This window comes from Methylobacterium sp. R2-1 (assembly GCF_014191355.1).
Taxonomy (GTDB): domain Bacteria; phylum Pseudomonadota; class Alphaproteobacteria; order Rhizobiales; family Beijerinckiaceae; genus Methylobacterium.
On the sequence record NZ_JACHWM010000001.1, the window covers coordinates 329409 to 351471 of the forward strand.

Consider the following 22063-nt stretch of genomic DNA (forward strand, 5'->3'; position numbering starts at 1 on the left):
GCCTCCGGGAACAAGCGGGCGCCGGGCGCCTTGTGAGACACAGAAGCGGCCGCCCACCCTGAGCGACGAGCGATTCTTATTCCAGTGGAGACCGGTGGCCTGATGCGGCGCGCCCATGCGATGCGGTTCGGCAGCGAGTTTGCCGAGGACGGTGTGCGGTTTGCCCTGTGGGCGCCCACTGCCAAGGACGTGACCCTCGTCGTGGATGGGGCCGACCACCCGATTCCCGATGTCGGCGAGGGCTGGCGCCGGACCACGCTTCCCGACGTCAAGGCCGGTGCGCGCTACGGTTTCCGCATCGACGGCGATCACGTGGTGCCGGACCCGGCCTCCCGCTTCCAGCCCGACGACGTGTCGGCGCCGTCCGAAGTGATCGACCCGAACGCCTATGCGTGGTCGGACGGCGACTGGACGGGGCGGCCCTGGGAAGAGGCTATCGTCTACGAGCTGCATGTCGGAACCGCGACGCCAGAGGGCACTTATGCGGGCCTGGAAAAACGGCTCGACGATCTGGTCGATCTCGGGGTGACGGCGATCGAGCTGCTGCCGCTCGCCGACTTCAAGGGCTCGCGCAACTGGGGCTACGACGGTGTGCTGCCCTACGCTCCGGATTCAGCCTATGGCCGCCCGGACGACCTCAAACGCCTGATCGACACCGCCCACGCCAAGGGCTTGATGGTGCTGATCGATTGCGTCTACAATCACTTCGGCCCGGCCGGGAACTACCTGCATTCCTACGCGAAGACCTTCTTCACCGAGCGTCACCAAACTCCGTGGGGCGCGGGCATCAATTTCGACGGCACGGAATCGGGACCGGTCGTACGCGACTACTTTATCGAGAACGCGCTCTACTGGCTGAAGGAATACCATTTCGACGGCATCCGCTTCGACGCGGTGCACGCGATACTCGATGATTCCGAAAAACACTTCCTTGCCGAACTTGGCGAGACGATCCGCACGACATTCCCGGATCGCCATGTCCACCTGATCCTGGAGAATGAGGCCAATCAGGCCCGCTGGCTGGAGCGCGACGATAAGGGCCAGCCGATCCTTCATAGCGCGCAATGGGCGGACGATTTGCACCATTGCTGGCACGTGCTGCTGACCGGTGAGGAGGCCGGCTACTACGCGAGCTTCGCCGATAGGCCGGTCGAGCATCTGGCCCGCTGCCTCGCGGAGGGTTTCGCCTACCAGGGCGAGCCGTTCCCGACCCTCGACAATCATCCCCGCGGCGAGCCCTCGGGCCACCTGCCGCCCTCGGCCTTCGTCACCTTCCTCCAGAACCACGATCAGGTCGGCAATCGCGCGCTCGGCGAGCGACTGAGCCATCTCGCCGATCCGAAGAAATTGGCACTCGCCCGCGCCGGGCTGCTGCTCGCGCCGCAGATCCCGATGCTGTGGATGGGAGAGGAATGGTCGGCCTCGGCGCCGTTCCTGTTCTTCGTCGATTTCGCGCCGGACGACGAGCTGAACAAGGCCGTACGCGAAGGACGCCGCCGCGAGTTCAAGAGCTTCGCGGCGTTTGCCGACGACACCTCCGTCATCCCCGATCCGACCGAGGCCAAGACTTTCGAGGATTCGAAGATCGATTGGGACGAGGCCGAGACCGAGCCGCACCGCGCCGTCTGGGCCGACACCCGCAACCTTCTCCAGATCCGCCGGCAGAACGTCGTGCCGCTCACCAAGAGCCGCTTCCTCGGTGCCAAGGCCGAAATCCCGGCGCCGGGCGTGGTGGACTGCACGTGGCGCTACGAGAACGGCTGGCTGCGCTTCGTCGCCAATGTCGGCGATGACGAGTTCGCGGCGAACGCCGATGGCGGTCAGGTGATCTGGTCGAACGGAGCTTCGCAACAGGCCATGCAGCTTCCGTCCTGGACCGGCGTGTTCCTGATTGGGGGCGCCAAGTGAGTAGTTCGGACGTGAGTGTTTCGGACGTGAGTGCCCTTGAACGCCTCGCCGACCTCGTCGGCATCGCCGACGGTTTCACCGATGCCTTCGGTCAGCGGGTCGATACGCCGCTCGAAGTTCGCCGCGGCATGCTCGACGCTCTCGGCTTTTCCGCCGGCGACGACGATGCCGTGCGCTGCAGCCTCGCCGCTGTCGAGGCCGTGCGGGCCAACGTGGTTCCTTCTCTGCTGGCCGCCGAGGCGCGGCGCGGCCTACGCGTGCCCGTGCGGATGGGGGTGACCTCGGGGGCCGTCGCATGGCGGCTCGTCGATGAGCACGACCGCTCCCGCGAGGGACGCGCCACACTCACCGCCTCGGAGGACGGCGCGGGGTTCGATCTGACGCCGCTGACCCCGGGCTACCACCAACTCACGGTGACTGTCGGCGACCGCCGGGCGCAGGCCTGGATCGTCGCTGCACCGCAGCGCTGCTGGCGACCGCGCGCCTACGCCGAGGATGGAGCCCGCGACTGGGGCCTCGCCGCCCAGCTCTACGGTCTGCGCTCGCCGAGCAATCTCGGCATCGGCACCTACGCGGATGCGGGTCGCGCCGCCCGCGACGCGGCGCTGCGCGGTGCGTCTTTCCTGGGTTTGAGCCCAGCTCATGCCCTTTTTCCAACCGACCGGGCCAAGATCTCCCCCTATTCGCCATCCTCGCGGCTGTTCCTCGAAACCCTCTACATCGAGCCGGGCGCGCTGCCGGGCTTTTCCGGCAGCCGCGCGGCCGAGCTACTTGAGAGTCACCGCGCCCGCATCGAGACGCTGCGCGACACGTCCCTCGTCGATCATGCCGGCGTGTGGGAGGTGCTGTCTCCCATCCTCGAAGCCTACTGGGAGAGCTCGGATGCAAAGGCCGGCAAGGATGCCGGCTTCACGGCCTTCCGCGAGGAAGGTGGCGAGAACCTCGCATCGCACGCCACCTTCGACGCGCTTTCCGAGCACTTCCGGGCGACGGGTGCACACTGGCTCGGCGACTGGCCGGAAGAATACCGTTGCGCCGGCACCGATGCCGTCCGGGCCTTCGCCCAGGAGAATGCCGACCGCATCGGGTATCACGTCTTCCTGCAGTACCTCGCCGACAGCCAGCTCAAGGCTTCGTCCGAGATGGCGCTCAAGGCCGGCATGCGGCTCGGCCTCTATCGCGATCTCGCGGTCGGGGCTGACCGGGGTGGATCCGAGATCTGGTCTCACCCGGAGCGCTTCGCCAACGGCGTTTCCATCGGCGCCCCGCCGGACCTGCTCGCGCCCAAGGGCCAGGATTGGGGCCTGCCGGCCTTCGATCCGCTGGAGATGGAGCGCGACGGCCTCAAGGCGTTCCGCGCGTTGGTGAAGGCGAACATGCGCCATGCCGGTGCGATCCGCATCGACCATGCGTTTCAGCTCGCTCGCCTGTTCCTGATCCCGCTCGGGCGTTCCGCCCGTGAGGGCGCCTACGTGGCGATGCCGTTCGAGCCGATGCTGGCGGTGCTGCGGCTGGAGAGCCATCGTTCCAAATGCCTCGTCATCGCCGAGGATCTCGGTACCGCGCCAGAAGGGTTTTCCGACGCGCTGATGCAATCGGGCATCCTGAGCTACCGCATTCTCGCCTTCGAGCGGGAACAGGGCGGCGCCTTCAAAGCGCCCGAGGCCTATCCGAAGGACGCGCTCACCGCGATCACCACCCACGATCTGCCCACTTTCGTCGGCTGGTGGCGCGGCGTCGATACGGACACCCGGCAATCGCTCGGTCTCTACGATGCCGATCGGGCCGAGACCGAGCGCACGGAGCGCGTCGCTGAGCGCTGGCGCCTGTCGGAGGCGCTGGCCTCCCAGCAACTCCTGCCGAGTTCCGAGCCGCCGGAACACGCGCCGTTCGAGGCCGCTGCCCGCTACCTCGCCCGCGCGCCCTCGATCCTGACCGCCGTTCAGTACGAGGATGTGGTCGGCGAACTCAGCCAAGCCAATGTGCCGGGCTCGACCGAGGGCTATCCGAACTGGCGGCGCAAGCTCGATCGGAATCTGGAGGCCATCGCCGCGCCGGGCGGTCCGCTCGCCAAGCTTGCCGCCGCCCTTTCGGCGGAGGAGCGCGGGCCGCGCTCGGGCGCCGCGCGCCTCGCCTCGGCCCCGCCGCGGGCGACCTACCGCCTGCAGTTCCACGAGGGCTTCACCTTCGCGGACGCGGAGACAATCGTCCCTTACCTCGCCAAGCTCGGCATCAGCCACGTCTATGCCTCGCCGCTTCAGCGGGCGCGGCCAGGCTCCACCCATGGCTACGACATCGTCGATCACTCGCAGATCAACCCGGAGATCGGTGGCGAGGAGGGCTTCCGCAGCTTCACCGACGCACTCCGCGCGCACGGACTGAAGCTCCTGCTCGATATCGTGCCCAACCACATGGGTGTCGGCGGCGCCGACAATCCCTGGTGGATCTCGGTACTCGAATGGGGCGGCCTCTCGCCCGCAGCCAACGCCTTCGACATCGATTGGGAGCGGCTAGGCGCCAACGGCAAGCTCGTCATCCCCTTCCTCGGCGAGCGCTACGGCGAAGCGCTGGAGAAGGGCACCCTGGAGCTGAAGTTCGATGAAGCGGCTGGCGCCTTCAGCGTCTGGCACTACGAGCACCAATTCCCGATCTGCCCGCTGCAATATCCGACGATCCTCAATCGGGCCCTCGCGGCGCTCGGCGAGATCGGCGACGACATGTCCGCGGAGGTGCTCTCGATCACCGAACGCCTGCGTGCCATGGGTGAGGAGACCAACTTCGAGCGCCGTCGGGCCATGCCGGAGGCCGCCGAGGAGCTGAAGCGCCAACTCGCCGGCGCCGTGCGCGCCTCGCCGCAGATCGCCGCCTCGATCTACCGGGCGCTGCATCTCCTCAACGGAAACCGCGACTATCCTGATAGCTTCGGCCCGCTGCACCGGCTGCTCGAACAGCAATCCTATCGGCTCGCCCATTGGCGCATCGCGTCGAGCGACATCAACTACCGCCGCTTCTTCGACGTGAACTCGCTTGCGGGCTTGCGCGTCGAGCTGTCGGATGTGTTCGTTCGGTCGCACGACCTGCTGTTCCGCCTGATCGGCGAGGGGCGGATCGACGGTCTGCGCATCGACCATATCGACGGTTTGGCCGATCCGCTCGGCTATGCCCGCGCGCTTCAGGCTGCCGTCGGGCCGGGCTTCTACATCGTGGTCGAGAAGATCCTTGAGCCGGGCGAGAAGCTGCGCGACTGGCCGGTCGCCGGCACCACCGGCTACGACGTCCTGAACCAGCTCGACGGCATTCTGGTCGACCAGGCACTGAAGCCGCGCATCGAAAAATTCTATCGGTGGGCCACCGATATGGATGAGCCTTACGGCTTCCAGTTCCGGGCGGCCAAGGCGGAGATCCTCGAGATCAGCTTCGCCTCCGAACTCGAAGTGATGACCGGCGACCTCAAGCAGATCGCCGATTCAGACCGACGCACTCGCGACTTCTCCACCAACGCGATCCGCCGGGCGCTCATCGAGATCGTGGCGCGCTTTCCCGTCTACCGTTCCTACCTGCCGGGCGATCTCGATGAGACCGAGATCGAGGCCGAGGACGTCCGGTTGATCGAGGGGGCCGTGCGCAAGGCCAAACGCTGGAGTGCCTTGCCGGATCGCTCGGTGCACGATTTCGCGGCCGACGCCCTGCTCGGCCGCATCGATGTCGGTGGTGCCGGTCATCCGGACCAGCAGGTCGTCCTGCGCTTCCGCCGCCGCTTCCAGCAGCTCACTGGCCCGGTGATGGCCAAGAGCCTGGAAGACACGCTGTTCTACCGTTTCGTGGAACTTCTCGCCCTCAACGAGGTCGGCGGCGATCCCGGCGAGTACGGCATCGACGCGGAGCATTTCCACGCGCTCCAGGCAGCGCGTGCCCGCGACTGGCCGAACGCGATGATCACCACGGCTACCCACGACACCAAGCGCGGCGAGGATGCCCGCTCGCGTCAGCTCGCCCTCTCCGAACTGCCGGAGGAGTGGGCTCGCGCCTGGGATACGTGGCGCCGCGCGTCGGAGCCGCACATCAAGCCCGTCGAAGGGGAGCCCGCCCCGGACGCCAACGATCAGTGGATGTTCCTCCAAGCGATCCTCGGCGCGTGGCCGCTGGAGCTTCTGGAGCGTGACGACGCGGGCGCGATCGAGGATTTCCGCAAGCGCCTCGATGCCTATGCCGAGAAGGCGCTGCGAGAGGGCAAGCGCCGGTCGAGTTGGGTGAATGTCGACGAAGGCTACGAGGGTGCTGTCCACGCGCTCTTCGCTGCTCTCGTCGTTCCCGGTTCGGACTGCCTCAACCGGCTGCGGCCCCTGGTGCGGCGGCTCGCCTTCCTCGGCATGATCGCCGGGCTCGGCCGCACGGTGCTCAAATGTACCCTGCCGGGCATTCCCGATACCTACCAGGGCACCGAGTTCTGGGACTTCTCGTTCGTCGATCCCGACAACCGCAGGCCGGTCGACTACGAGGAGCGGGCGCGGGCCCTGGAGGCCGGCGGCGCGCCGGCCGATCTGATCGGCGCGTGGCCTGACGGTCGCGTGAAACAGGCGACGTTGGCGCGTCTGCTCGCCGACCGGGCGGCGCGCCCAGCTTTCTACGCCGATGCCGATTACCGGCCGCTCGCTGCGGACGGCAAACGCGCCGATCACATCATCGCCTTCACCCGCTCGGCGGCGACCTCCGGCGCGGATGATTTGCTGGTGGCGGTACCCCGCCTCGTCGCACGGCTGACGCCCGAATCAGGTTGGTCGGGCGAGGCGTTCGTCGGAACGGTCCTGCCGGTGCCGGACGGCAGCCGGTGGGTGGATGTGATCGGCGGCAGCGAGGTCGGCGCCGAGAATGGCCGGCTCGATCTCGGTCAACTCTTCGCAACACTGCCCTATGTGGTGCTGCGACGCGCCGCTTGAGAGCGGCGCAAGACTCTTCCGGTCATCGGCCCTGACGCTGTGACCGAACCGGGGCCGCGGGCGTTTCCGGACAGCCACTCTGCGGCCTTTGAACCATCAGAACGCGCGAAGGCGTGAAGCGACAAGACGGAGGCGATCGATGAACGCACCGAACACCGCGATGGCGCCCGCGACCCGGACTGGGGCGGAGACGGTGGCCCTGCCCGCTGCCTTCGCACCCCGCGCCGAGGGCCCGCGCATCTACAACCTGTTTCCGCTCCTCGTCGGCACGGTCTCGGCCTGGACGGCGGAACTGCCGCGCATTGCAGGCCTCGGCTTCGACTGGGTCTATCTCAATCCGTTCCACCAGACCGGCGGCTCGCGCAGCCTCTACGCCGTGGCCGATCTCGACGCGCTCGACGAGCGCTTCCGCGACCCGGACGGTACGCCCGACGATGAGCAGATCACCCGGTTCTGCCGGGCGGCCGAGTCGCACGGCGTCTCGGTGATGAGCGACCTCGTCATCAACCACACCGCCGACAATGCCCGTCTGTTCCACGAGCGGCCGGACCTGTTCGTGCGCGACGCCGAGGGCAAGCCGGTCAGCCCGGCGGCGATCGATCCGGATGACCCGTCCAAGCGCACGGTCTGGGGTGACCTGATCGAACTCGATTACCATTCCGACCATGCGCGGGGCGAGTTGATCCGCATCTTCGACGGCTACATCGGCAGGCTCCAACGCCTCGGCGTGCGCGGCTTCCGGTGTGATGCAGCCTACAAGGTGCCGCCGGATGTCTGGCGCGCGCTGATCCAGGCGGCCAAGCAGCGCGAGCCCGAGACGCTGTTCGCGGCGGAAACGCTCGGCTGCACCTTCGAGGAGGCGCAGGCGACGGCCGGCGCCGGCTTCGACTACCTGTTCAACTCCTTCGCGTGGTGGAATCTCAAGGCGCCCTGGGCCCTGGAGCAGTACGAGCGGCTGCGGGTGGTCGCGCCCTCCATCGCCTTCCCCGAGAACCATGACATGAGCCGGCTCGCCGCCGACATTCCCGGCGGGGCGGAGGCGGTCGCCCGCCGGCTGAAGACGCGCTACGCGCTTGCGGCCTTCTTCTCGGCCGGGGTGCTGATGCCGATCGGCTACGAGTGGGGCTATCGCCGCGCGCTGCACGTGGTCGAGACGACGCCCGGCTCGCGCGAGCACGACACCGGCATCGACATCTCGGGCTACGTGACGGCAATCAACGCGCTCAAAGCCGAGATCCCGGCCGCCAATGTCGAGGGCGCGCAGATGCGGCTCTCGGCGCCGGACGCGCCCTTCACCGCCCTGTTCCGCACCGACACCGGCCACCCTGCCTCGGCGCATTCGGCGACGCTCGTGCTGTTCAATCCGGGCGAGACGCCGGCGCCCGTCGATGCCGGCCGCCTCATCGAGCGGACCGGCGGCCAGCTCGGCACCTTCGTCGATCGCACGCCCGAGGCCGAGCCGATCGCCTTCCACCCGGGTGCCAGCATCGATTTGCTGCCGGGCGAGTTGCGCATTTTCGTGGCCGAGCGCGCCAAGGTCGCAGCCCCGCCGCCCGCGACGATCCCGGAGGGCAAGGGCCGCGTCGTCATCGAGGCGGTGACGCCGGAGATCGATGGCGGGCGCTCAGCGGTGAAGCGCGTCGTCGGCGAGCAGGTGCGCGTCGAGGCCGACATCTTCTCCGACGGCCACGAGATCATCAACGCGGCGATCCTCTCCCGCGTGGTCGGCGAGGAGACGTGGCGGCGCGACCCAATGGTGTTCGTGAACAACGACCGCTGGGCCGGTCACTTCCCGCTGGAGCGCAATGCCCGCTACGAATTCACGATCGAGGCGTGGCGTGACGGCTTCTCCTCCTGGGTCCGCGACACCCTGAAGAAGCGCGATGCCGGCGTGGACGTGCGGCTGGAGACGATCGAGGGCGTCGAGCTGATCCAGATCGCCGAGGATCTGGCGAGCGGCGCCGACAAGCAGCGGCTCGACGCGCTGATCCGCTCGCTCGCCGCCGAGCCGGAAGGCTCGCCCGTGATCCTCGAAAAGATTCTGGCACCGGAATCGACGGCACTGATCCGGCGCAACGCCGAGCGGGTGAACCTCTCGCGCTATCCCGTGAACATCCCCGTCATCGCCGACCGGCTCGCGGCACGGTTCTCGGCTTGGTACGAGATCTTCCCGCGCTCGCAATCCGGCGATCCGAACCGCCACGGCACCTTCAAGGACGTGATCCGGCGCCTGCCCGAGATCCGCGAACTCGGCTTCGACGTGCTCTACTTCACGCCGATCCATCCGATCGGGAAGACCAACCGCAAGGGCAAGAACAACACCCTGAAGGCGCAGCCCGGCGATGTCGGCTCGGTCTACGCGGTGGGCTCGGAGGAGGGCGGCCACGAGGCCGTGCATCCCGAGCTCGGCACGCTTGAGGATTTCCGCCAGCTCGTCGCGGCCTCACACGCGCATGGCATGGAGGTCGCCATCGACTTCGCGATCCAGTGCTCGCCCGACCATCCCTGGATCAAGAAGCATCCCGAATGGTTCGAGTGGCGCCCGGACGGCACGCTGAAATTCGCCGAGAATCCGCCGAAGAAGTATGAGGACATTTCCAACGTCCACTTCTACGGCGGGGCGCTGCCCTCGCTCTGGATCGAGCTGCGCGACATCGTCCTCGGCTGGTGCGCCCACGGCGCCCGCATCTTCCGGGTCGACAACCCGCACACCAAGCCGATTCCGTTCTGGGAGTGGATGCTGCGCGAGGTGAACGATCAGTACCCTGACGCGATCTTCCTCGCCGAGGCCTTCACCCGGCCGAAGATGATGAAGAAGCTCGCCAAGGCCGGTTACCAGCAGAGCTACACCTACTTCACGTGGCGCAACACGAAGCAGGAGCTGACCGAGTACGCCCTCGAACTCGCCGGCGAGATGGGCGAATATTACCGGCCGAACTTCTTCGCCAACACGCCCGATATCAATCCGTACTATCTCCAGACCAGCGGTCGGCCCGGTTTCATCGTGCGCGCAACGCTCGCGGCGACGCTGTCCTCGATCTACGGCATCTATAACGGCTTCGAGCTCTGCGAGGCCGCGCCCTATCCGGGCAAGGAAGAGTATCTCGATTCAGAAAAGTACGAGCTGAAGGCGTGGGACTATCACCGTCCCGGCAACATCCGCGACCACATCATCAAACTGAATCAGATCCGGCGCGACAACCCTGCCCTGTGGGACTTCCGGAACATCCACTTCACGGGTGCCTGGAACGACAACATCATCGCCTACGCGAAGGTGACGCCGGAGCGCGACAATTGCGTGTTCGTGATGGTCAATCTCGACCCCAAGAACCGTCAGGAATGCACCTACGAGGTGCCGCTCCATCTGCTTGGCTTGCGCGACGATGCGGCGGTCGAGGTCGAGGATCTGCTGCTCGGCTACAAATTCGAGCTGTACGGCAAGAACCACCGGATCGCCCTCGACCCGGCCGACCGCTCGGCGATCGTCTGGCGAATTCGGCCCCGACGCGCCTGACGACCCGTGCCCCCATCGGACCCGCCTCCACTTTCGGTGCGGGGCGCTCTAGATCGGGCGGAATACGGCGCTCACCGTCGTGTTCTCGCCAAGAAGCGAGCCGAGGAAGCTCGCACTCCGGAGCCGCAGGGCCCGGTTCCGCTCTCGAAAGTGACGTGAGGCAGCGACGGGATGATCGATCGCAGCGATCCGCAATGGTACCGTGACGCCATCATCTACCAGATCCACGTCAAGTCGTTCTTCGACTCGTCGAACGATGGGATCGGGGACTTCGAGGGGCTGACGCAGAAACTCGACTATGTCCGCGACCTCGGGGTCACGGCGATCTGGCTGATGCCGTTCTACCCCTCGCCGCTGCGCGACGACGGCTACGACATCGCCGACTACCGCGACATCAACCCGTCCTACGGGACGATGGAGGATTTCCGCGGCTTCGTGGAAGCTGCCCACGAGCGCGGCCTGCGCGTCATCACCGAGCTGGTCATCAACCACACCTCGGACCAGCACCCCTGGTTCCAGCGCGCCCGTGAGGCGCCGGCGGGCTCGCCTGAGCGCGATTTCTACGTGTGGTCGGACACCGACGATAAATACTCCGACACGCGCATCATCTTCCTCGACACCGAGGTTTCGAACTGGACCTGGGATCCGGTCGCCAAGCAGTATTTCTGGCACCGCTTCTACAGCCACCAGCCCGACCTGAACTTCGACAATCCGGCCGTGCTGGAGGCCGTGATCGAGGTCATGCGCTACTGGCTCGACATGGGCGTCGATGGGCTGCGGCTCGACGCGATCCCCTACTTGATCGAGCGAGACGGCACGAACTGCGAGAACCTTTCCGAGACCCACGACGTCATCAAGGCGATCCGTGCGGCTCTCGACGCCGAGTATCCCGACCGGATGCTGCTGGCTGAAGCCAACCAGTGGCCGGAGGAGACCGCGCAGTATTTCGGCGAAGGCGACGAATGCCACATGGCGTTTCACTTCCCGCTGATGCCGCGGATGTACATGGCGATCGCCCGGGAAGACCGGCATCCGATCACCGACATCATGCGCCAGACCCCGGAGATCCCCGAAGGGTGCCAATGGGCCATCTTTCTGCGCAACCATGACGAGCTGACGCTCGAAATGGTGACGGCGGAAGAGCGTGATTATCTCTGGTCGTTCTACGCCGCCGAGCGGCGCGCCCGCATCAATCTCGGCATCCGCCGCCGCCTCGCGCCGCTGCTGGAGAACGACCGGCGCAAGATCGAGCTGATGAAGTCGCTCGTCCTGTCGATGCCCGGCACGCCGGTGCTCTATTACGGCGACGAGATCGGCATGGGCGACAACATCTATCTCGGCGACCGCGACGGCGTGCGCACGCCGATGCAGTGGTCGCCCGACCGCAATGGCGGCTTCTCGCGGGCCAACCCGCAGAAGCTGTTCCTGCCCGCGATTCAGGACCCGATCTACGGCTACGACGCGATCAACGTCGAGGCGCAGATCCAGGCGCAGACGTCGCTGCTGAACTGGACGCGGCGCATGATCGCGATCCGCAACAATTCGGTGGCGCTCGGTCGCGGTGCGATCCAGTTCCTCTATCCGACGAACCGCAAGGTGCTCGCCTGGATCCGCGAGCACGAGAACGAGCGCATCCTCTGCGTCGCCAATCTCTCGCGGGCGCCGCAGGCGGTGCAGCTCGATCTCTCAGACCTGCGCGGGGCGATCCCGATCGAGCTGACCGGCGGCACCGCCTTCCCGGCGATCGGCGAACTGCCTTATCTGCTGACGCTCCCGGCCTACGGTTTCTACTGGTTCTCGCTCTCCGTCGCGAATACCGGCGAGATCGGCCCGCAGCCGCAGAGCCCTGAGCTCTTCACCCTGGTTCTGACCGGCGGCGTCGAAACCCTGATCAAGGGTCGCGAGCGCACCGCCTTCGAGCGCACCGTGGCTCCGCCCTTCATCGGCTCGCGCCGCTGGTTCGGCGCCAAGGGCTCGCGCATCAAGTCGGTGCAGGTCGATGACAGCGCGATAGTCAAGGACGCGTTGGGCGAGGGCAAGTTCCTGCTGCCGCGGGTGGCGGTGACGCTCGCGAACGGCGAGCGTCAGGACTACTTCGTGCCGCTGGCCGTCGAGGAAGGACGCGAGGACGAGACGCTGATGGACCATGCGGTCGCCCGCGTGCGTCGCGGTCCCCGCACCGGCCTGCTCTACGAGGCCGCCGCAGCCGCGCCCTTCACGGTCGCCCTGATCGAGGCGATGCGCGGCGGCGTGACGATCCCGTCCGAGCGCGGCAGCATCGTCTTCTCCACGACCTCGGCTTACGACCCTGAGGTGCCGTTCGAGGTCGCCGACGTGCGCCGCCTCTCGGCCGAGCAGAGCAACACCTCGATCGCCATCGGCGCGCGGATGATGCTCAAGCTCCTGCGCCGCCTCCAGCCGGGCACGCATCCGGAGATCGAGATCGGCCGCTTCCTCACCGAGGAGGCGCATTTCCCGAATACGCCCGCACTTCTCGGCGTCGTGGAACACGTGGCCGAGGACGGCACCCGCACGGCGCTGGCGCTGCTCCAGAAGTTCGTCCTCAATCAGGGCGACGCCTGGACCTTGATGCTGGAAGGTCTGCGGCGCGACTTCGAGACCGTGGTGCTGGCACCCGAGAGCGAGGCGCCGACGCCGGAAGACGCCTTCAATGCGCACCTGCGCTGGGCGGAGTTGCTGGGTCAGCGCACGGCCGAACTGCATCGCGCCTTCGCCATCGACACCGACAACCCGGCCTTTAAGGTCGAAGCGTTCGGCGAGGATGATCTCGCGGCGCTGGCGGACGACGCCCGCCATCAGGCCGCGCGCGCTTTCAAGGGGCTCGACGCGATCACCGCGTGGTCGCCCGGTTCGGCGAGCGAGGCGCTGGCCACCCGCCGCGACGAGGTCGAGGCGCTCATCAACGAGCTGGCCTCCGGCCCGCTGCGGGGCGCTACCAAGACCCGCATACACGGGGACTACCATCTCGGTCAGGTTCTCGCCTCCGAGGGCGATCTCATCATCGTCGATTTCGAGGGCGAGCCCTCGCGTCCGGTCGAGCAGCGCCGGGCGAAGTCCACGCCGCTGCGTGACGTGGCCGGCATGCTGCGCTCGTTCGCCTACGGCGCCGAGACGGTGGTGCGCGAGATCGCGGCCCGCTTCGGCGATAGCGAGGAGCGGGCCCGCAACGCGGCGATCGCGTGGCGCGGCATGATCGATGCCGCGTTCCTCGACGGCTACGGACAGGCCGTGGCCGGCAGCCGGGCTGCGGTCGAGGATGCGGACACGCATCGCGGCCTGCTGCGCCTGAGCCTGCTCACGAAGGCGCTCTACGAGGTCGATTACGAGGTCAACAACCGCCCCGACTGGATCGAAATCCCAGCACGGGGTGTTCTCAACATATTGGATGAAGCCAAGCGCGACCGCGCTTCGGTGTGACCTGCGCGCTCCCGCGCCTCATCCTGCATCGGCCCGGGAGTGCTTCCGAGAGAGGTGACTGAATGACGTCTCTGGACGACAAGGCCGCGGCTCGCAACGAGGGGCCGTCTGCCACAAACGTCCCGAACAGGTCAGGCTCGGCCGAGGCGCCTCGCGCGCCCCGGTCGGCGGATGCGCTCGGCGGTGACGGGGGGGCGCCCCGCGTGGGCCGTCCCGCATCTCAGCCGCGCGATACGCACCTCCACCCCGATGCCATCGCCGCCATGATGGCGGCGGATCACGGCGATGCCTTCGGTATACTCGGCCCGCACGAGGTCGGGCCTGGGGCCTGGGAGATCCGCGCCATCCTGCCCGAGGCAAAGGCAGCCCGCCTGATCACGGGCGGACAGAGCATCCCGTTCGAGCGTCTCCATCCCGACGGGTTCTATGTCGCGACCGTGAAGGGCGAGGGCCGTCCCCTCTACGAGATCGAAGTCGAGACCTGGGATGGTAGCAGTGCCCGCCGGCATGATCCCTACGGCTTCGGCCCCTCGCTCGAACAGAGTGAGATCGACGGTCTGCGCCAGATCGGCAGCAACCTTGTCTATCGCGTGCTCGGCGCCCATGCCGGTGAGCTCGACGGCATCTCCGGCTTCCGCTTCGCGGTCTGGGCACCGAACGCCCGCCGTGTCAGCGTGGTCGGCGACTTCAACGATTGGGACGGCCGGCGCCACCCGATGCGGCTGTGGCTGAACGGTGGCGTGTGGGAGCTGTTCGTGCCGGGTCTTAAGGCCGGGCAGAATTACAAGTTCGAGATCCGCGGCCCCGACGGGTCACTGCTGCCGCTCAAGGCCGACCCGGTCGCCTTCCGCGCCCAGCACCCGCCGCAGACAGCGTCCGTGCTGCAGGGCCTGAACGAGCCGCAATGGCACGACAGCGCCTGGATGGACACACGCGGTGAGAAAGACCCGCGTCACGCCGCCATGTCGGTCTACGAGGTGCATCTCGGCTCCTGGGCGCGGGTGCCCGGCGAGGGCAACCGATACCTGACCTATAAGGAGCTGTCCGAGCGCCTGATCCCCTACGTCAAGGAACTCGGCTTCACGCATATCGAGCTGCTGCCGATCACTGAATACCCGTTCGACGGTTCATGGGGCTATCAGCCGGTCTCGCTGTTCGCGCCGACCAGCCGCTTCGGCACGCCCGACGACTTCGTCGCCTTCGTCAACGCAACGCACGAGGCCGGTATCGGCATCCTGCTCGACTGGGTACCGGGCCACTTCCCCCTCGACGCCCACGGGCTCGGTCTATTCGACGGCACGCATCTCTACGAGCACGCCGACCCGCGTCAGGGCTTCCACCAGGATTGGGGCACCTACATCTACAATTTCGGCCGCACGGAGGTCTCCGCCTTCCTCACGGCCAATGCCCGGTTCTGGCTGGAGCATTACCATCTCGACGGCCTGCGCGTGGATGCCGTGGCCTCGATGCTCTACCTCGACTACTCGCGGCGGGCGGGCGAGTGGATTCCGAATCAGTACGGCGGCAACGAGAACCTCGACGCCATCAACTTCATGCGCAAGACCAACGAGGCGACCTACAGCCACGCCCCCGGCACCATCACCGTGGCCGAGGAATCGACCTCATGGCCCGGCGTCTCGCACCCGACCTACACGGGCGGCCTCGGCTTCGGATTCAAGTGGAACATGGGGTGGATGCACGACACCCTGAAATACATGTCCGAGGATCCGATCCATCGGCGCTACCACCACCACAACCTGACCTTCGGCCTGCTCTACGCCTTCTCGGAAAACTTCGTGCTGCCGCTGTCTCACGACGAGGTGGTGCATGGAAAGGGCTCGCTGCTCGGCAAGATGCCGGGTGACCGTTGGCAGAAGTTTGCCAACCTGCGCGCCTATTTCGGCTTCATGTGGGGCCATCCCGGCAAGAAGCTGCTCTTCATGGGCGGTGAGTTCGGTCAGGAGCGTGAATGGAACCACAACCAGTCGCTCGACTGGCATCTGCTCGACGATCCGCTGCATGGCGGCGTCAAGGATCTGATTCGCGACCTCAACCACGTCTACACCTCGACGCCGGCCCTCTACGCCCGCGACGTCGAGCCGGGCGGCTTCCAGTGGCTGGTGGCGGACGATTCCGACAACTCGGTCATCGCCTGGGCCCGCAAGGGCAAGGCGGAGGGCGAAGTCGCCATCGTGGTCTCGAACTTCACGCCGGTGCCGCGTGAGGGCTACCGCGTCGGCGTGCCGGCCGCTGGCTACTACCGCGAGGCGATCAACTCGGACGCCGAGCGCTACGGGGGCTCGAATGTCGGCAACATGGGTGGCGTGCAGAGCCAAGCCGAGCAGAGCCATGGCCAGCCGCACTCGCTGAGCCTGACCCTGCCGCCGCTCTCGACCCTGATCCTGATCCGCGAAGGCTGACCCTTTCTTCTCCCGGAGCGGCTCAGCCGCTCCGGGGGCCAAACAGGATCACGGCCATGCCGGCGAGGCAGATCGCTCCGCCTGCCAGATCCCACCGGTCGGGCCGGTGACCCTCGATGCCCCAGAGCCAGAGGATCGAGGCGACGATGTAGACGCCGCCATAGGCGGCATAGGCTCGGCCCGCCGCCTCGCTCTCGACCAGGGTGAGGAGCCACGCGAACAATGCTAGCGAGACGAGCCCCGGCGCGATCCACCAAGCGGATCGCCCGAGCCGCAACCACGCCCAGAACGCGAAGCACCCGGCGATCTCCGCCAGGGCGGCCCCTGAATAGGCGAGAAGGGTTCTGCTCATCGGCTACGCTTGGCGCGGTTCACCCCTGGTGCCAAGTCATGTCGGCCGCTCGAAGGACCGGATGTCGGTGGCCGGATCGGTGGTGCGGCCCGCTACGCATCGTCCTCCGGTGCGAACACTTCACCTTTCTCAGCAAGCCGAACGTTGTTGCGATCGGCGGGCAGATCCCGCAGGTCGCGGTAGTCCCTGAGCAGCCGATGCAGATCGAGCCGGGCCGGATCGGACGGCTCGGGCGCTCCGGGATCGAAGCCCTCCACCGCGGTTTCCACGCGCCGATCCAAGACGGCTCGATCCTGCGGGTCGAGTCCCTCGATGCGCGCCAGAAGGTCGGCGATCGCCGCGCGCTTCGTCTCCAGTTCGGTCATGTCCACCCCGCAGTTTCCTCGCGCGGAAACAGCGTTTGAGCCTATCCTCGGTTCCGAAGCGACGCACCCTCGGACCCTCGACAGATGGCGCGGGTTGGTGCGGCATGACTCTGCTCCTGACCGAGGAAACGCACACTCGACAGACGGATCGCCGGCGTCCTACCCGGCTCTGGCATCCGCGCCGCGTGCTGGTGACGCCGGAAGCCCTCGATCACGCGCATGGACGACAGATCGTGGCGCGAGCGGAAGCCCTCGGGCTTCCGATCGAGCGGCTGAAGAACAACCGGCTCACCGGTCTGCGCGACGAGAATCCGCGGCGGGCCTATGCTCAGGCCAAGGCGACGCTCGCCGTCGTCACGGCCCCGCCGACGAAGCTGAAACTCCAGCCGATTCCGCCGAGCGCCGACTGGCGCTTCGATCTCGCCGAGGGCTGCCCGGCGCATTGCCAGTACTGCTATCTCGCCGGCTCGCTGTCAGGGCCGCCGGTCACCCGCGTCTACGCCAACCTCGACGCGATCCTCGGCAATCTCGAAAGCTATCTCGGCCAAGGCGGGGTCACCAGCGCCTCAGAGGCGCGCGCGGCGGAAGGCACCACCTTCGAGGCGTCCTGCTATACCGATCCGCTCGGAATCGAGCATCTCACCGGATCGCTCTCGGCGGCAATCCGCCATTTCGGTGCCTGGGAGGCACCGGTGCAACTCCGCTTCACGACCAAGTTTGCCGCGGTCGAGCCGCTTCTGGACCTGCCGCATCGCGGCCGCACCCGGATCCGCTTCTCGGTCAACGCTGCCGCAGCCGCACATTACGAGGGCGGCACCGCGCCGCTCGCCGACCGGCTCTCTGCCATGGGCGCGCTCGCCCGCGCCGGCTACCCCGTCGGCCTGACCATCGCGCCGATCCTGCCGGTCCAGGATTGGCCGGACGCCTATGACGTCCTGTTGCGCGCCGCGGCCGCTACGCTGGCCGAGGTGAAGGAGCCCGACTTGACGGTCGAACTCATCACCCACCGCTTTACACCGGGCTCGAAGACGGTGTTGGAGAGCTGGTATCCCGGCTCCGATCTGCCGATGCGGGAGGCAGAGCGGACGCGAAAGCTCACCAAGTTCGGCTCGGTGAAGTACGTGTTTCCCAATGAGCTGATGAAGGCGATACGGGCGCATCTCACGGAGCGGGTCGCAGTCCGTCTGCCCTTCGCGCGCATCCTCTATTGGACTTAAGGCCGCTCGGTCGCGGTCACCCCCCGTGCTTGGCCCGTCGGGCAGATGTCGAGCAGCACGCAGCGCCCGCAGGCCGGCGAGCGGTGGAAGCAGACGCGCTGCCCGTGCATCATCAGCACTTCGTGATTGTCGTAGAGCGTCTGCGCCGACCAATTGTCGGGTAGTTGTGCCCGCAGCACCGCGTGGCTCGGGCCGACATCGAGTTTAGGGCCGATCAGCCCGGTGCGCTGCGCGACGCGATGGTGGTGGCTGTCCACCGGCAGGGCCGGCATGCGCAGCGTCGAGAAGGACAAAGCGGCCGCACTCGTCTTCGGCCCGATGCCGGGGATGGCTTCGAGCCAGCCGCGCGCCTCATCGACGCTCATCGCCTGCAGGAAATCGAGGGAAAGCGTACCTACCCGCTCCCGCACGGCGCTCAGAACCGCCTTGATGCGCGGCGCTTTCAATTCCGGCCATGTGACGCCACGGATCGTCTCCTCGATCTCCGCCACGCCAGCCTTCTCGACCGCCGCCCAATCGGGCCAGCGCGTCCGCAGCGCCTTGAAGGCGCGGCCGGACTCGGCGTTCCGCGTCCGGTGCGAGAGCAGCGAGGAGATCAGCTCCGAGAGCGGATCGAGACTGTGGAAGTATGGGATCGGACAATCGTAGACGCCGCAGAGACGGCGATGAATTTCAAGCGCCTTGTCCTTAAGGGTCTCGGATGCCGCAGCCGGGGCTTGGCGGCGTTGGCGACGGGGCGCGGCTGGGAGGGCGGTATCGGGAAACAGCGGCATGAACGCCGAATCCGTGTGGGGATTCGGCGGTTCCGGGCCCGCGACAAGGCGCCTCCTTCGATCCGATCTCGGTACTACTTGGCTAGCGCGTAGATGTTGATGTCGAGCCGGTCGTCGGCTCCCTCGCCGAGATCGGTCACGTATTCTTCGAGGAAGCGGTCCTGAACCGGGATCTCCTTCGCATCGAGGTAGGCGATCAACGTCTCGTACGTGCCGTCGATCTCCTCATAGGTGCCGCTATGCTTGTATCGCAGCGCCTTTCCGCTCGGGCTTGAACCGAATTTCACCTCGCTACCTTCCGCGCCCGGCGCGGGTGCGGCCTCGATCGGGATCATCGCCTCGTACTGGAAGCCGTCATCCTCGGTCTTGGTGAACAGAGCGATCGGCCGGCCCGATGGCTTGAGGTTCAGCTTGGCCAGCGCCTCGCCGATGGTCTTGAACGATTTTCGCAGGTTCGCCCGCGCTTCGTCCCACTTGGTCGAGCCGGCGAGGATCGCCACAGGCTTGGCCGGCAGTGTCACCTCGTCAACGTCGTTCGGCTCGCCGGGCGTCGTCACGAGCGTCGGCAGCGTCGAGGGTGGCGGCGTGACCGTCTGCGCCGCGCCGGACTGCGCCGGCCGGGGGATCGGCACCTGCTGGGGCGCGGGTGCTGCCGGATCGGGTCCGGATTTCGAGGTGTCCGGCACGGTCGTCGTCGGCAGCGGGTTCGTCTCGGCGGGGGAGGGGGCGGTGCTGGGTGGTGGTGCGTTCTGGGCGACCGTCACGGAGGTCAGGGCGGGGACGAGAGCGAGGAGGCCCGCGGCGAGGGTGACGAGACGGGTCAAGGCGGTGAGGCTCCGATTGGCCGATCGCGACAGGGTAGGGCCGAAACGCGCCCCGCGCGAGACCGTTGCGGCGCGACGTTGCAGCCGCCCGCTTCCGACTCGCGGCCGGCCGGCTTTTGCCATATACGCCGCGCCAACCCCCACATGTCCGCAGACAAGGTCGTCAGAGGTCCGATGAGCCCTCTCGCAGATCGCCGCTTCCTGAAGATGCACGGCGCCGGCAACGCCATCGTCGTGCTCGACCTACGCGGCACTTCGATTCGCGTTACCCCGGCCGAGGCTCGCGCCATCGCCGCCGACGTGCATTCGCATTTCGACCAGCTCATGGTCGTGCATGATCCCGTCACGCCGGGCACCGATGCCTTCATGCGCATCTACAACACCGACGGCTCGGAATCGGGTGCCTGCGGCAACGGTACCCGCTGCGTCGGCTACGCACTGCTCGATGATCCGGCCATGGCGCGGCCCGCCGAGAACGGCGCCCTCACGCTGGAGACGATGGCGGGGCTGGTTGCGGTGAAGCGCATCACCGACCGCTCGTTCACCGTCGATATGGGCCAGCCGCGCCTGCGTTGGGACGAGATTCCGCTGGCCGAGCCCTTCCCCGACACGCGCCGCATCGAGCTGCAGGTCGGGCCGATCGACGATCCGATCCTGCATTCACCCGCTGCTGTGAGCATGGGCAACCCGCACGCGATCTTCTTCGTCGAGCGCGATCCGGACAGCTACGACCTCGGCCGCATCGGACCGCTGCTCGAAGCGCACCCGATCTTTCCGGAGCGGGCCAACATCTCCATCGCCCAGGTGACCGGCCGCGACACGATCAAGCTGCGGGTGTGGGAGCGCGGCGCCGGCTTGACGCTCGCCTGCGGCACCGCGGCCTGCGCCACGGTGGTGGCGGCCTCCCGCCTGCGCATGATCGGCCGCGCCGCCCGTGTGGCGCTGCCCGGCGGGGAACTCTCGATCGAGTGGCGCGCCGACGACCACGTGCTGATGACTGGCCCGGTCTTCCTCGAAGGCGAGGGCACCTTCGCGCCCGAGCTGTTTGCCGGGCTCGACGGGTGAGCGTCGAGACGCTCACCTTCGGCTGCCGGCTCAACACCGTCGAGTCGGAGGTGCTGCGCGGCCATGCCGAGGTCGGCGCCGAGGGCCGCGACCTCGTCGTTGTCAACACCTGCGCGGTCACCGCCGAGGCCGGGCGGCAGGCCCGCAAGGCGATCCGCCGGCTTGCCCGCGAGCGGCCGGGCGCCGAGATCGTCGTGACCGGCTGCGGCGCCGAGGTCGAGCGCGCGCACTACGCCGAGATGCCGGAGGTGGCGCGCCTCGTCGGCAATGCCGCGAAGCTCAGGCCCGAGAGCTGGCGCGACGGTGCCGTGCCCGCGTCAGAGGACATCATGGCGGTGCGCAGGGCGGAGCCGACACGCATCGCTGCCATGAGCGGGCACACCCGCGCCTTCGTGCCGGTTCAGAACGGCTGCGACCACCGCTGCACCTTCTGCGTCATTCCGTTCGGGCGCGGCAATTCCCGCTCGGTGCCGGTCGCCGAGGCGGTGGCTCAGGTCCGCCACATCGTCGAGCATGGCGGTTGCGAGGTGGTGCTGACCGGGGTCGATCTCACCGCCTACGGCCGCGACCTCGATCCGGACCTGAGTCTCGGGCGCCTCGTCCGCACGATTCTCGCCGAAGTGCCGGGTCTCGCCCGCCTGCGCCTCTCATCGATCGATTCGGTGGAGGCCGATGCCGCGTTGATCGCCGCCTTCGCCGAGGAATCGCGGCTGATGCCGCACGTCCATCTCTCCCTCCAGGCGGGTGACGACCTGATCCTCAAGCGGATGAAGCGGCGCCACTCCCGGGCCGACGCGATCCGGCTCTGCGAAACCCTGCGGGACCTTCGTCCCGGCCTCGTCTTCGGCGCCGATCTGATCGCCGGGTTTCCCACGGAGACCGAGGCGCAGTTCGCCCGCTCGCTCGACCTCGTTGAGGAATGCGGGCTGACGCATCTGCACGTCTTCCCCTACTCGCCGCGCCCCGGAACGCCCGCCGCACGGATGCTGGCCCTGCCCGGCGACGTAATCCGTGCGCGGGCCGCGCGGCTGCGCGCGGCCGGCGCGGCGGCGCTCGCCCGACACCTCGACGGCGAGGTCGGCGCCCGCCACCGGGTGCTGACCGAACGGGGCGGGACCGGCCGGACGGAGGCGTTCACGCCGGTGCGCTTCGCTGAGGTGGTGCCGGCTGGGGAGATCCACGACATCACCGTCGCCGGGCATGACGGACAGGTTCTGCTCGCGGCTTGAACAGAGCCGCGCACCTCGCAT

The 22063-nt window shown here is 67.5% G+C and carries 12 protein-coding genes; 8 read left to right on the plus strand and 4 right to left on the minus strand.

Translation table 11 applies throughout. The annotated features are described in order from the left end of the window. Window positions 1-102 precede the first annotated feature (102 nt). The 5 genes from treZ to glgB all read left to right on the plus strand — a co-directional run bounded on the left by treZ (window position 103) and on the right by glgB (window position 16217). Window positions 103-1908, plus strand: coding sequence for a malto-oligosyltrehalose trehalohydrolase (treZ, locus tag FHU13_RS01765; protein WP_183434134.1), 1806 nt, complete (start codon window positions 103-105; stop codon window positions 1906-1908). Further along, window positions 1905-6845, plus strand: coding sequence for a malto-oligosyltrehalose synthase (locus FHU13_RS01770; RefSeq protein WP_183434135.1), 4941 nt, complete (start codon window positions 1905-1907; stop codon window positions 6843-6845). The genes treZ and FHU13_RS01770 overlap by 4 nt, the downstream gene beginning before the upstream one ends. 139 nt (window positions 6846-6984) lie before the next feature. Then, window positions 6985-10359, plus strand: a complete 3375-nt coding sequence (locus tag FHU13_RS01775) for a maltotransferase domain-containing protein (protein WP_183434136.1) — start codon at window positions 6985-6987, stop codon at window positions 10357-10359. Window positions 10360-10530: 171 nt separating this feature from the next. Then, window positions 10531-13797, plus strand: coding sequence for a maltose alpha-D-glucosyltransferase (gene treS, locus FHU13_RS01780; RefSeq protein WP_183434137.1), 3267 nt, complete (start codon window positions 10531-10533; stop codon window positions 13795-13797). 62 nt (window positions 13798-13859) lie between these two features. Beyond that, a complete protein-coding gene (gene glgB, locus FHU13_RS01785; protein WP_183434138.1) occupies window positions 13860-16217 on the plus strand; it encodes a 1,4-alpha-glucan branching protein GlgB in 2358 nt (785 codons plus the stop codon). A 22-nt stretch (window positions 16218-16239) separates the two neighbouring features. Here glgB and FHU13_RS01790 read toward each other — a convergent pair whose 3' ends face one another. Together FHU13_RS01790 and FHU13_RS01795 are read right to left on the minus strand one after the other, a co-directional pair. Further along, the gene (locus FHU13_RS01790; protein WP_183434139.1) at window positions 16240-16569 is read right to left on the minus strand and encodes a YnfA family protein; all 330 of its coding nucleotides are present in this window, start codon (window positions 16567-16569) and stop codon (window positions 16240-16242) included. 92 nt (window positions 16570-16661) lie between these two features. Beyond that, the gene (locus tag FHU13_RS01795; protein WP_183434296.1) at window positions 16662-16934 is read right to left on the minus strand and encodes a hypothetical protein; all 273 of its coding nucleotides are present in this window, start codon (window positions 16932-16934) and stop codon (window positions 16662-16664) included. Window positions 16935-17038: 104 nt separating this feature from the next. Between FHU13_RS01795 and FHU13_RS28360 the strand changes: the two genes are divergently transcribed. Continuing rightward, entirely contained in the window at window positions 17039-18151 is a 1113-nt protein-coding gene (locus FHU13_RS28360) for a radical SAM protein (protein ID WP_183434140.1), read from the plus strand. Here the strand turns inward: FHU13_RS28360 and nth are convergent. Then, complete coding sequence (gene nth / locus FHU13_RS28505; RefSeq protein WP_183434141.1) at window positions 18148-18924, minus strand: Fe-S cluster assembly protein HesB; 777 nt, start codon at window positions 18922-18924, stop codon at window positions 18148-18150. The two genes, FHU13_RS28360 and nth, sit on opposite strands and share 4 nt — an antisense overlap. A 74-nt stretch (window positions 18925-18998) precedes the next feature. Next, window positions 18999-19748, minus strand: a complete 750-nt coding sequence (locus FHU13_RS01810; RefSeq protein WP_183434142.1) for a GyrI-like domain-containing protein — start codon at window positions 19746-19748, stop codon at window positions 18999-19001. A 174-nt stretch (window positions 19749-19922) separates the two neighbouring features. Here FHU13_RS01810 and dapF point away from each other — a divergent pair, with 174 nt between their 5' ends. Together dapF and mtaB are read left to right on the plus strand one after the other, a co-directional pair. Beyond that, a complete protein-coding gene (dapF, locus tag FHU13_RS01815) occupies window positions 19923-20813 on the plus strand; it encodes a diaminopimelate epimerase (protein ID WP_183434143.1) in 891 nt (296 codons plus the stop codon). After that, the gene (gene mtaB / locus FHU13_RS01820) at window positions 20810-22042 is read left to right on the plus strand and encodes a tRNA (N(6)-L-threonylcarbamoyladenosine(37)-C(2))-methylthiotransferase MtaB (RefSeq protein ID WP_183434144.1); all 1233 of its coding nucleotides are present in this window, start codon (window positions 20810-20812) and stop codon (window positions 22040-22042) included. Before dapF ends, mtaB begins: the two co-directional genes overlap by 4 nt. Window positions 22043-22063: the final 21 nt, after the last annotated feature.